Below are 12,677 nucleotides of genomic sequence, written 5' to 3'. Positions count from 1 at the left end.
ACTTTAGCCCAGGTGGGATATTGGGGAACAGATACAGGTGAATTTAATTGCCACCGTAACAGTTCGTGTTTCGCCAGACTGTTCACATGACGGAAATGCGTCCACAACCTCTTCGCTACGAAGCCCTCGTTGCCGAACTGGAGCAGTGAATCGGCGATGGCACTTTTACGCCGGGTGAGCGTTTGCCATCGATACGCCAACTGAAACAGCAGAAACGGCTTAGCGCATCGACCACCTTGCAGGTGTAGCGCGTTTTGGAGGATCGCGGCCTGGTGGAAGCGCGATCCCGGTCAGGCTTTTATGTCAAACCGCGATTGTTGACCCAGCTTCCGGAGCCCGTTGGGTGCCTTGATGCCGGAGGAAAACAAGCGGACCTTTGCCGCCTCATGTGCTCAGTACCGCATACCTTCGATCGATCCACTCTGGCTCACTTCCCAAGGTTTTGGCGTCCGACCTGCGCGTGGGTTGGGTTCACAGGGCCCGCTGTTTCCATCAAATCGTCAACTTGAAGGTGGTGACGACGCCGACCAAGGCAGTGCCGATCCAGCGGGCAATCGCCGCCTTTCTCAAAAAGGGCAATTTCAATTTTTACCTAAGGCGCATGCGGCGCACCTTCGCAGTATCGTCCACTTTCTTTTCCACCGCATGACGTGCGCTTTTTTAGGCGCTTCCTGGTCGTGGTGTCCGACAAAATGGTCGTGCTCAACTCCCGCGCCCAACCGGCCGCTCCCGAATCCGCTTCCGCCTGGTGCCTACATGCCGCCGAATCAGGGGTTCGGCCTGTTCATGAACGCCGCACGGCGCGATGACAATTGCCGGCCGTGTTAGTTGTTCAGGAAGTCGACTCGCCGTTGAAACCGATCGGGAGGCACCTGCCGCCACGCTTCCTGATCCGTCAACGACGCCGTAAATCGTTCCAAATGATTATCTGAAACGATTTTCTGAATGAGAAGGCGGCTTTTGGGAGTGTAATCTCCCCGAAATCTGAGATCCACGAGTACGTCTTTGATCTTGGGGTGCAAGTTCGTCCAATCCACCGGGCCGTATTTCGCTACACAGTCCGGCTTATTGCAAATTCGCTGGACATCCTTGGATAGCTCGTCGTAAATGAGATTGAACAAGATCTCTTGAGATTCCATGCTGATCTCGAAATCCTCCAATTGATTTCCCACGATGAAATCTTTGGCCTTTTGCCCCGCCAGACCCGATGCTCGGGCAAGGGTTTGTGCCATGGGTTCGGGAACCTTCGCTTCGATGAGGTCGCCTTCGATTTTGGAACTCTGTTTCTCCTTCATATCATACCCACGACCAATGGTAAGTCCCGAAGACGCGGAAGGAACGTGGAGCTTTCGACTATGGTAGGGTCCGCCTTCCATGCCTTCCGCTTCGTAGGTCAGTAAGCCTCGTGTGATCGCCATGTCAATCCTCCCAAAATGAAATGATCTGAGGGTCCAAGAGATATCCGATTCTCAGGAGCGACTAAAATAACGACGCTCGTGAAATTTATGATCAGTCGATGTCAATAGGAATTTTGAAACATCATACCTGACTTCTGAAAAAGCGACCTAGACCATTTGTGATGAAAATAAATCAGGAAGCCAGGAACGCCGAAAACCAGGAAAGAACACCCGCTTGCGTGTACACCATTGCGATTCTTATCCTGGCTTTCGTTTTTCCTGGGTTCCTGATCTAGTTTTGACGACGGCAAGACCGATGCAGGGTCGCAAGCTGTAGGTTGCTTCAAGAGAGCCCACACTTTCGCCAAATGAGCGGTGGTAGTGTTTGTCGCAGGTTTTGGCAAGATAATCGAAAGTTCACGTATTAGTGATGGGTTGCTCATGACTGCCGCCACCATTTTCATCCCGTTCTTTCCTCTCTATATTTATTACCGGGACTGGCATGAACTCAAGTGGAACTTCGCCTTGGTAGTTGGTGGTTCGTTCCTATTAGGGTTGAACGTGTAGCTCTGCAAACTACACTATGCAATTTGCACGAACAAGATAGGGCGATCGGCCAGATCGAATTTTGGTCGCGGTTTTAATTATCTCTCTCGGCCATAGAAACGCTGCCTCGGCGAGTCCATCCGGCGGATGGACCTACCTGGCACCACGACTCTCTCCTGAGTCGAGAACTCTGGGAAAAAATGCTCCGGTGACGGGGTCACGCCGAGCGACCGCGCTTCGCTTTTGAGCCCAAAGATCAGCCGAGGCCGACGTCGCTTCGATTGGTCGGGCTTGCAGGCTTACCACCCCTGCCTTACCGGCCGTGCCATACCGGCCCTGCCTTACCGGCCGTGCCATACCGGCCGTGCTCAACCTACAGGTTTTACGTCTTTTACGCGCGTACGGGTTATCCAAATCGGTTCGCTTCGCGCTGTTTCTTTTCCGAAATCGAGCCGGGCGCCCGCTCCGTTTGTGCGGCGCTCTCGAGCAAGTGACCTCGTTGGAACCCGTCCGAGCTCCGAGAGTCGATCTTACATCTTTTTTGGGTATGTTTGATCTTAATCACGTCTCTTTTTGACATTTTTCAGACGATAAAACATCTCCATCTTTCCACCATATTTGGTCGCTAGCCTTGTTTCATACCGAGCAGCAATGGTCGATGCGCGGATTTTTTTTGAGACGGAGCGTCATCATGGTCCGAAGTGTGTTCTGGAGCATTCTTATCACCGGCAGCTTTTCGTTGCTTTTGGCACAGCCAGGCGGCGGTGCCCCCCTGGTGCCGCTGAATCCACCACCGGCGCCCCAGGCCAACCCGATCACCCCCGCCAAAACCTTCTTGGGCAAGGCCCTTTTTTGGGATGAACAAATGTCCTCCACCGGTACCGCGGCTTGCGGTACCTGCCACAAGCCAGGGGCCGGCGGTTCCGATCCGCGGCCGCTCGCGGCCGTCGCGGCCCGCGCCAATCCCGGCGTCGACGGCATTTACGGCAACGAAGACGACGTCATCGGTTCCCCCGGCGTCCCGCTTCACTTCGACGACGGCACCTACGCCTGGAACCAGCATTTCAACCTCGATCCCCAGGTCACCGGCCGCAAATCGCCGCCGGCCCTCAATGCCGCCTATCCGCCCGAATTGTTTTGGGACGGTCGCGCCGGCCGCCAATTCCTGGACCCCGACACCGGCGCCGTGATCCTCAACAACGGCGGCGCCCTGGAAAACCAGGTGCTCGGGCCACCCCTGAGCGACGCGGAAATGGGTCACGTCAACCGCGAATGGGATGATGTCGTCGCCCGCATCGGCGCATCCCAACCTCTGGCTCTGGCCGAATCGGTGCCGACCGCCCTGGCCAACTGGATCGGCGACCGCGGCTACCCCGCCCTGTTCCAAGAAGCGTTCGGCAGCAGCGACATCACGGCGGCCCGCATCGCGATGGCCATCGCCACCTACGAGCGCGTGCTGTTCACCGACCAGACCCCGCTCGACGAAGCACTGAGCGGCGGCGAACCCCTCACCGAATTGGAACGACAAGGCATGGCCGTCTTCGTGGCCACCAACTGCGACGCCTGTCACGGCGGCCCGCTTCTGGCGGACAACCGCTTTCACTACATCGGGTTGCGACCCAACGACGAGGACGAGGGGCGCTTCGCGGAAACCGGCGATCCGGAGGACCTGGGCGCCTTCCGCACGGCCAGCCTGCGCAACATCGCCCTGCGCGCGCCCTACTTCCACAACGGTCGCTTCGATTCATTGGAAGAAGTGGTCGAGTTCTACGACCGCGGCGGCGATTTCGATGCGAACAACCTGGCCAATCAGATTCGCCCGCTCAACCTCGACGACAACCAGAAAGCGGCGCTGGTGGCCTTCATGCGGCGACCCTTGACCGATCCCCGCGTGGCAGCCGGTCTCGCCCCGTTCGATCCGCCCACCCTCTACGCCGACTCCAGCCGGGTACCCGTCATCGAAGGAACCGGCCGCGCCGGTTCGGGGAACCTGGAACCACGCGCCATCGCGCTCGAACCGCCGATCGCCGGCAACGACAGCTTCACCGTCGCCGTCACCGACGGCCTCGGCGGCGCCTCCGCGGTGCTCGTCATCGACGATCGGGATCCCGGCGTGACTGCCGACATTCCCACCAGCGGCACCTTCGCCTATCGGGAAATCACGCTACAGGGTTCCGGCACCGGCCAGGGCTACGGTTCGGTAAGTCTGCAGATCGACGGGGGGCGTTCGCCTGCCGATGGGCAGTTCTTCGGCCGCTGGTACGTGCGCGACAACGGCGCGGACGGCGGCGTCGCGGTCACTCCTGTTTTCCGGTTCAGCGTATTCCGGGCCGCCTCGGAAAGCTGGTGCGGCACCGATTTCGACGGCGACCGCACCACCAGCGTGTTGGACCTGGCGTTCATCGTCAACGACACCCGTCCCTGCCCCGTTCCCTGCGCCGGCGACATCGATGCCAGCGGCGCGGTCGACGGTGCCGACCTCACCCAGGCGGTCTCTTCCTGGTCGGGTTGCCCGTGATGAAAACCATCGGCCCATCTCGGGTACGCCGGTTTTCCCAAGGGAAAATCGGATCCCGGATGGGCTCGGGTCCAGGTGGTCGTCATCGCGAACTCAGGAGACGTTTGACTGCGCCCCCATGCGATTTCGATTAGAAAGGCGGGAAATTATTTATTAAGATCTGTAGCGAGTGACCATCCAGAGACGGAGAAATTGCCATTTCCCGGATCCGGTCCTCGCGACCGGCATCGAGGTACGTCGTTTCGAAAAACGATTTTTTTCCAGACGAGAGATCAAGCGGGATGCCCCCCTCACATTTCGCGTTCGTTGCGCCAAACCAGGTCGATTGAAAGGATTCAGGAGCACGATATTGAGCAAGGCAACGCCCATCACCCAATTGTTGGAAAAGAGCAATCAAGGGGACGACCAGGCTCGTGATCAGGTGCTGGAGCTGCTTTACAACGAGTTGCACCGCATCGCGAGAAACCAGGTCCGCAGTAGGAACGGCACCCTCTCCCCCACCGCCCTCGTGAACGAGGCTTATTTGAAACTCTTCAAGGGCGAGTACCAGTTCGTCGATCGCCAGAACCTGCTGGCCTACGCGGCCGTGGCCATGCGCCAGGTGATCTTGAACTACGCGCAGGCCGCCAAGGCCCAAAAGCGCGGCGGCGACGTCTGGAAAGTGACCTTCCAGGAATGGGACAGCGTGCCGTCGATGGAAGCGGATTTCGCGGCCCTGAACGAAGTCCTGGAACAATTGGAGACGGTACATCCCCATCTCGCCAAGATTCTGGGTCTGAGCTATTTCGCCGGTTTCAAGAAAGCCGAGATCGCCGAGTTGTTGGACATTTCCGAAGCCAAGGTGTACAAGGACCTGAAGATCGCCAAAACTTGGATTTACAAGAAGTTGAAAGCCAGGACCCAGGACGGGGCCGACAGCGAGGCCTAGGGGTGGAACATGCCGGTCGCGAACGGGATGCGGACCGAATCGCATGCCGGAACCGCGATGCACCGGCCCTGGACATGACGCGATCCGCGGGCCAGATCAATGGCCACGCTGGAGGATGAGCCCATGGATGTGGAACGCGAGCGGCGCATTATCGAATTGTGTCGCGAAGCCGAAAATGTGGATCCCGAAAACCTGAACGCCTGGCTGCACGCCCAGGTCGGCGATGATTCGGACATCGTGGCCGAGGTCAAAGAGTACCTGGATCTGATGGATGTCGACGGGTACACGGATCCGCTGGACGACATGTTCGCGGCCAGCGCGGGATCTGCTACCGCCACCGAGGCCAGCACCCCCATGACGCGGTTGACCACGGAAGGCCAGGTCGCCCAGCATACCTACCTGGGAAGCCGCATCGGTCCCTACGTGTTGGAACGCGAACTGGGCCGGGGCGGCATGGGCGCCGTCTATCTGGGCCGCCGCGACGACGACGAGCTGACGATGTCGGTGGCGGTCAAACTGATTCAGGCCCGCATGGCCTCGCCCGACCTGGTCGCCCGGTTCCGCCGCGAACGCCAGGTGCTGGCCGACCTGAAGCACCCACACATCGCCATGTTGCTGGACGCGGGCACGGTCACCGAAGGGTTTCCCTACTTCATCATGGAGTTCATCGAGGGCCAGACCATCGACGCCTGGTGCAAAGCCCGGTCGCCATCCCTCACCGACCTGCTCCAACTGTTTCGAAAGGTGCTCTCCGCGGTGGGATTCGCCCACGCCAGCGGCATCGTCCACCGCGACATCAAGCCGGGCAACCTCATGGTCACCCAGGGCGCGAGCGACACGCACCCGGAACCCAAACTGCTGGACTTCGGTATCGCCGCATTCTCCCACGAACTCGAAGGCCAGAGCGGCCTGTCGCCCATGACGCCGGAATACGCCTCGCCCGAGCAGCAGGCGGGTAGGCCGGTCAACCAAACCGCCGATATCTACGCACTGGGCCTGGTGTTGCTGCAGTTGCTCTGCGGCGTCTCGCCAGCGCACATGGGGCGATCGCCGCAGCACATGATCTCGCGGCTGATGTCGGAGGGCCGGCGACGCGAACCCGACAGTGAACCCGACAATGAAAACGAAGCGGACCCGTCGCACACCGCCGAAACCGAGCCGGCCCACGAAACGGTGCCGGAAGCGCTGGGTTACGTGTTGCGCACGGCGACGGAATGGGATCCGGAGCAGCGCTACCCCGATGCGGAAGCCATGATCCGCGATTTGGACCGGGTGTTGGCCATCCTGCCGAACGCCGCCAAAAGCGCCACCGCCACCGAGCGATCCTTCGACGCGCTGATGTGGTATCACCCGACCGAGCGCATGCGGGTCCGGGACCTGGTGGATCGGCTGCGCGAGACGGGCTCGATCGAGGTTTGGGAGGAGAGCGAACGGGTCCCGGCCGATGGCGACCCGCTGCACGCGAGGCTGGCCGCACTGGACGAAACGCACACCTGCCTGGTCTGCCTGGGCTCGACGGACGACCAACCCTGGAAGCACGAGCCCGCGATTCGCGATGCGCTCGCCTTCCGCGCCCAGTCCCTGCGCATCGTGCCGATCCTGCTGCCAGGCGCGCCGTTCCCGGAAAAACAATCGCGGCTGCCCTCCTTTTTGCGGGAACGCACCTGGTTCACCTTCCCCGAGGGTTTCCATGCCGGGGGCATCGAGCGCCTTCGGGCGACCATTCGGGAAGCCCGCCTGGAGGCCGAGGCGCCCGCGGAGCCCACCGGCGTGTGCCCCTTCCGCGGCCTTCAGGTCTTTCGCGAACAGGATGCGGCCATTTTTTTCGGTCGCGAATCGATCACCCAACGCCTGTTGCAGAAGATGGCGCAGGAACGGTTCTGCGCCCTGTTGGGCCCATCCGGCAGCGGCAAATCGTCCATCGTGCAGGCCGGTGTGCTGCCGGTCCTTCGCCGGCGCGACCAGGCCATTCTGCTGATCACGCCCACCCAAAACCCGCTCGAGGAGCTGACCTTCGCCCTGCAACGCCTGTTCGTCCAGGCCGGGATGGACATCGCCGCGGCATCGCTGAAGGAGCGCATCGAACAGGACCCCGCGGCCGGCGGCTTCATCGGCCACGAACTGGTCTCGGCGGGGCCTTGGTGCGGACTGGTGCTGGTGATCGACCAGTTCGAGGAGGTCTTCTCGCTGGCCAAAAACCAGGCCAAGACGGCGGCCTTCATCGAGGTGCTGTGCCGCATGGTCGACGCCCCCGAGGCGGCGGTCAAGATCCTGGTCACCATGCGCTCCGATTTTTTGGGGAAATGCGCGGCCTACCCCGATCTCAACACCCATTTTCTGGAAAGTTCGCTACAGGTCCCGCCCATGAAACGCGAGGACTACGCACGCGCCATCGCCGCGCCGACCCGCCTGGCGGGCCTCCGCCTGGAAGAAGGCCTGCTGGATCGGATCCTCGACGATGTGGCCGAACACCCCAGTGACCTGCCCCTCTTGGAACACGCGCTGTTGGAGCTCTACGAACGACAGCGCGACGGCACCATGACCCAGGCGGCCTACGACGAGATCGGCGGCATTCAGGGTGCCCTCACCAAACGCGCGGACGCCGAATACGCGGTCCTGGACCAGACCGCCCGCGCCACCCTGCGCAAGATGTTCGTGCTGTGCCTGATCCAACCCGGAGAAGGCACCAGGGACACGCGGCGCCGCGCCACGCGGGAAGAACTGCTGGCGGTGGGTCCGTCCTCCAACGATGCCGAGGCCCTGGTTCAGCGCTGGACCGATGCGCGCCTGCTGACCGCCTATCGCGATACCGAACGCGGGCGAGACCTGGTCGACGTGGCCCACGAAGCCCTGATCGGCAACTGGCAGCCGATCGCGGCCTGGATGACGGAGGACCGCGAAACCGCGCGCCTGCTGGATCGGCTGCGCCAGAACGCACACCTCTGGGACCAGGGCGGACGCGGCGAGGACCTCCTGTTGCGGGGCGGCCCGCTGGAACAGATGAAGGAGTTGGTCGATCGCGAGGAACGCCACTTGGGCACGCTGGAAAAAAGCTACGTGGCCGAAGGGGTCGAGCTGGCGGCGCGCGAGGCGCGCGCCAAGGAGGCCGCGGCCGCGCGTTTGAAAAGACGTCGCAACCAGGCCTTCGCGGCCACCGTCCTGGCGTTGCTGCTCGCCGCGCTGGCCCTCAACGCTTTTTTCCAGGCGAGTCGCGCAAAGGAGCGGGCCGAAGCGGCACAGCAAGTCGCCGAACGGGAGCGCCTCGAGAGCAACCTGAGCCTGGCCCACATGTACGACCAGAAATCGCAGGCCGCCTTGGATCAGCAAAACCCCACCGAATCCTGGCTCTACACCCTGGCCGCACTCTCGATGGAGGTGCCCGCTGGGACGAACCTCCCCTCCGCCGTCGGCCGCTTGAGCCATCCCGCCATGGTCGATGCGGCGCGCCTGATGTGGACCTCGCCGGCGCATTACGGCGTGCGTCGCGCCGCGTTCGGTGACGATGGCCGCGTCCTCGCCCTTGCCGGCGGCGACCACGACATCCACCTGATGGATTTGCACCATGGAGGCCAGGCCGGCGTACTCACGGGTCACCAGTTACCGATTCGCGCTCTGGCATTCAGGCCCGGCAAAGAAGAGAACACGCCACAACTGTTGGCCTCTGCCGGCGATGACCGATCCCTTCTCCTTTGGCGACCTACCTTCCGATCGGGACATTCCCAAGATCCGATCCACAACTTGGATCACGGAGAGCCGGTCGTGGACCTCGCCTGGTCCCCCGATGGACGCTTTCTGGTTTCGCTGGCCGAAAGCGGCACCCTCCGCATTTGGCGATTCGACGGAGACCATTTCGTACCCGAACAACCCCGCATCGTTCCACCCCGGACGAACGGGCCAGCCACCGCTCTGGCGATTTCGGAGGACGGCAGCCTCGCCGCCTGGGCCTCCGCGGCAGGATCGCTGCAAATCGATGGGATCGCCGAGCCGGATTTCAAAACGATCACCTCCGGGGACCATGGACCCATTTCCGATGTCTGCGCCATGAACGATGCCTGGTTCGTCTCCCACGAAGACGGCTCTCTATTTCAGTGGGATTATTCAGGCGGCAAGCGCGAACGGCTCGATTTCCATCGCTCGGGTCAACCGGCAACGCTCGCGCCGTTTCCCGACGGAAAGCGATTGGCGATCTTCGACACAAGCGGCGGCCTATCCATTTGGGATGTCCCTCATCGCACCCGACTCGCGGGCGGCGAACCTCTCTCCATTACCGCCCACGAAATGAACGGCGACATTCCCTCCCGGCTGAAGGATCTCGACATGGGGTTTCAGTTGGCGGTCCATCCCGACGGTACCTTTCTTTCGGTCACCGGCGGCGATTGGTCTCTATGGGATGTCGCGCAAGGCCGACCTGCGGCCAAGCTCGCCGGCCACGCCGGTTCGAACATGAGCTCGGCGCTCTCCAAAGACGGGCGTTTGCTGGCGGTGGGCACCAGCGAGAGACAGGTGGATCTCTGGAATGTAACCAACGGGACAAAACTAGGACAGCTTTCCGGCCATCCGAGCGAAGTCCTTAACGTGAGTTTCTCACCGGACGATCGCTTTCTCGCCTCCGGATGCTTCGATGGATTCATCAAGTTCTGGTCCGTGGACAGGCGCGCGTTACTCGGTACCCTGTCGTTCGAGGCGGGTAACCTGAACCACGCGCTCATCTCTCCAGATGGTCGCTATTTGATTGCGGGCGGGTCCAGAGGCATCCTCCAGATTTGGTCGATGCAAGCCATATTCGAAGCTTTCCAACGACCGGGCGAAACGCCGACCAAACCGACGAAGGTGCCCTACGAAACGCTGCAGGCCCACCAGTCCGACATCATGAAGATCGCGTTTTCATCGGATGGGCGGTACCTGGCATCCAGTTCTTTCCACGGATTTACGACGGTTTGGAACCTGCGTGATCGTACGCCCCTTCTCGAGGCTGATGACAATTTGGGAACGGTTTACCATACCGCTTTGTCGCCGAATGGCGCGCTGATGGTCAACGCGGTCAATGAAAAGGCGTTCACGATTTGGGATGTGGCCAAAGGGGAACGCATTCACAGGATCCCCTATTCGGCCCAGGTCTATTTGTCCACGTTCTCACCGGACGGTACCATGCTGGCTACCGTCGGAAACGACGATGTCATTCGGCTCTGGTCCACTTCGAATTGGCGGCTCGAGATGGTCATGGCCGGCAAAATCAGTGCGATTTCCAACCTCCTGTTCTCTCCGGACGCCAGCACGTTGATCGCCGTTGCGGAGAGCGGTTCCATCCAAACCTGGGACCTGGAACAGCGACCCATCCCAAATGCACTCGACCTACCGTTCGGCCAATTGACCGATATGGTCTTTTCGCCCGATGCCCATTGGCTCGCCACCGTCGACGAGACGCAGCGGGTCACGATTTGGTCACTGAAGGAACGTCGTCCCCACCAGATCCTTCCCGGGCACGGAGGGAAGACCATCATGCAGATGTCGTTCTCTCCAGATGGATCACTGCTCGCCACGGCATCCGCAGACCGGACCATCAAGATATGGGATCGCCAACAGGGTCGAGAACTGTTTTCGCTCGAGGGTCACGCCGACACCGTCGAAGACGTAACGTTTACACCCGACGGTCGAACCCTTGCCAGTAGTTCCGCGGACGGGCAGATCATTCTCTGGGATCCACGCGAGGGCACTGAGACGGGAAGGCTCCCCGGCCACGACACCCAAATCATCGATATCGGCTTTTCCTCGGATGGCCACTTTCTCCTCTCGTGGACGCCCTATGGCGAAGTCTTTGTCTGGGATGTGGCGAAACGAGCTCTGGTCGCATCCTATCAGGACGTCAGAAGCGGGGTCGAAGGCGCCGACCTGTCACCGGACGACCGAATCGTGGCGATCGGAAATTCCGATGGGTTGGTCAAACTATGGGATATCGGCACTCAAAAAGTGAAAACCATACTTCCGGGACAGGACGAAAACTACGCCTGGGTCTCCTTTATTCAGCAGGGAGAAAGACTGATCACGCACTCCTTCGATGGTTACTTTCGGTTGTGGAACCCGGCAACTCGGCGTGCATTGGCCGAAATCAAGCGAGGCACTCCGACATTCCCGTTTTTCGCGTTGATGCCTGGTGACAAGGTTCTGGCCACCAACAACCCAGATGGAAGCGTGGTGTTCTTGGACCTGACGAAACTCGAGACCTACCAGAAACAGAGCGAGAGCAGGCAGACCATGAACCAATGGCTGCACCGCTCGCTTTTCTACTTCGGGTATCGGCTCGACGGTGTGGGCCTGGTTCCGGCGCCGCATTACGAAATGGAACCGATCGGCGACTTCCGCTTCGCCGAACCTCCCCCGAACCAGGACCTCACCCGGCCCAAACGATTCGATCTGGACCTGCTGCGCCGGCTCGTGCCGGATGGCCTGCAACGACCGGCTGAGCGGGAGTAGCGGCACGATCATCTTCGCGAGGCGGCTACCGCCAGGGCGAAGATGAACGTAGGTCGGCACCGCACGGGAAACGCACCCCACCGCGATTACACGAAGCTCAGCATCGGACCCGTTTGGGAATGCTGGAAAGCCGAAGCGCCACCACGCGACGAGGCATCGGAATCTTCGGCGGTCAAGCCCACCTGATGGGAAATGCGATGCGCCGTGTCAACCGCGCGACCGCCATGGTCCTGGTTGACCGCTTCGACTTCCAACTGCTGCTTGAGGCGCCCGGCGATTTCGATCGAGTGCATGAGATGGGCTTCGAACCCTTCGAAATCGTGTTCCCCGACGGTCAGGTTCGAGCACAGCGTCAAATCGCCGCTGTCGGCGTCGAAGCCGATGGCGCGACCGCCCATTTCCTCTTGATACTTGTTCAGGATCAGGGCGTGTTCGAACAACTGCTCCTGTCCATCCGCGGGACACGCCAACAGGTTCACCCGCACGTACAGCTCCTCGTCATTGGAGAGCGCGTGCAGGTGTACCTCGAAACCCTCGCTACCGACCGCACAACTGCCGTCGGCGTCCAATGCCAATGCCGCCATTCCGTCTCCGCCAAATTGGGAGAGCCACTGATTGACCGTATTCCAATGCTCACGCATGATCTTCCTTCCTTTCGGTTTCGGCCCTGGCGGCATCGTCGAAGCGACCCCGACCGACCATGATTGGTAGAGGCGGGCGGCCGTCTCGAGGCTGCCCTTCCCTCTTCACCATGGAAAACCGAAAAGGCGGGAAAAACCTGTATCAATTCGAGGCGTTTTTGAAAGAAAAGAACTCA

5 protein-coding genes are annotated in these 12,677 nt (G+C 60.8%); 3 read left to right on the top strand and 2 right to left on the bottom strand.

The annotated features are described in order from the left end of the window. Positions 1 to 824: 824 nt before the first annotated feature. Entirely contained in the window at positions 825 to 1,418 is a 594-nt protein-coding gene (locus tag J3U87_RS24790) for a lysozyme family protein (protein ID WP_237378473.1), read from the bottom strand. A 1,216-nt stretch (positions 1,419 to 2,634) separates the two neighbouring features. On the opposite strand from J3U87_RS24790, the gene J3U87_RS24785 reads away from it, so the two are divergent. The 3 genes from J3U87_RS24785 (at position 2,635) to J3U87_RS24775 (ending at position 11,860) form a co-directional block, all read left to right on the top strand. Then, complete coding sequence (locus J3U87_RS24785) at positions 2,635 to 4,461, top strand: cytochrome-c peroxidase (protein WP_237378472.1); 1,827 nt, start codon at positions 2,635 to 2,637, stop codon at positions 4,459 to 4,461. A gap of 349 nt (positions 4,462 to 4,810) precedes the next feature. After that, positions 4,811 to 5,389 (top strand): ECF-type sigma factor, encoded by a 579-nt coding sequence (locus J3U87_RS24780; RefSeq protein WP_237378471.1) that lies wholly within the window; start codon positions 4,811 to 4,813, stop codon positions 5,387 to 5,389. A gap of 123 nt (positions 5,390 to 5,512) precedes the next feature. Next, positions 5,513 to 11,860, top strand: a complete 6,348-nt coding sequence (locus tag J3U87_RS24775; RefSeq protein ID WP_237378470.1) for an nSTAND1 domain-containing NTPase — start codon at positions 5,513 to 5,515, stop codon at positions 11,858 to 11,860. A gap of 86 nt (positions 11,861 to 11,946) precedes the next feature. Here J3U87_RS24775 and J3U87_RS24770 read toward each other — a convergent pair whose 3' ends face one another. After that, on the bottom strand, positions 11,947 to 12,501 hold the full coding sequence (locus tag J3U87_RS24770; protein WP_237378469.1) for a CesT family type III secretion system chaperone: 555 nt from the start codon (positions 12,499 to 12,501) through the stop codon (positions 11,947 to 11,949). Between the last annotated feature and the right edge of the window lie 176 nt (positions 12,502 to 12,677).

The sequence above is a fragment of the Sulfidibacter corallicola genome, from assembly GCF_017498545.1.
Lineage (GTDB): Bacteria > Acidobacteriota > Holophagae > Acanthopleuribacterales > Acanthopleuribacteraceae > Sulfidibacter > Sulfidibacter corallicola.
The sequence above is the reverse complement of the archived record's forward strand: the minus strand, read 5'-3'. Positions and strand labels throughout refer to the sequence as shown.

Excerpts from the sequence above, each read along its gene's own strand:
- J3U87_RS24790 (WP_237378473.1), bottom strand. The coding sequence starts at position 1,418 with ATGGCGATCACACGAGGCTTACTGACCTACGAAGCGGAAGGCATGGAA.
- J3U87_RS24785 (WP_237378472.1), top strand. The coding sequence starts at position 2,635 with ATGGTCCGAAGTGTGTTCTGGAGCATTCTTATCACCGGCAGCTTTTCG.
- J3U87_RS24775 (WP_237378470.1), top strand. The coding sequence starts at position 5,513 with ATGGATGTGGAACGCGAGCGGCGCATTATCGAATTGTGTCGCGAAGCC.
- J3U87_RS24770 (WP_237378469.1), bottom strand. The coding sequence starts at position 12,501 with ATGCGTGAGCATTGGAATACGGTCAATCAGTGGCTCTCCCAATTTGGC.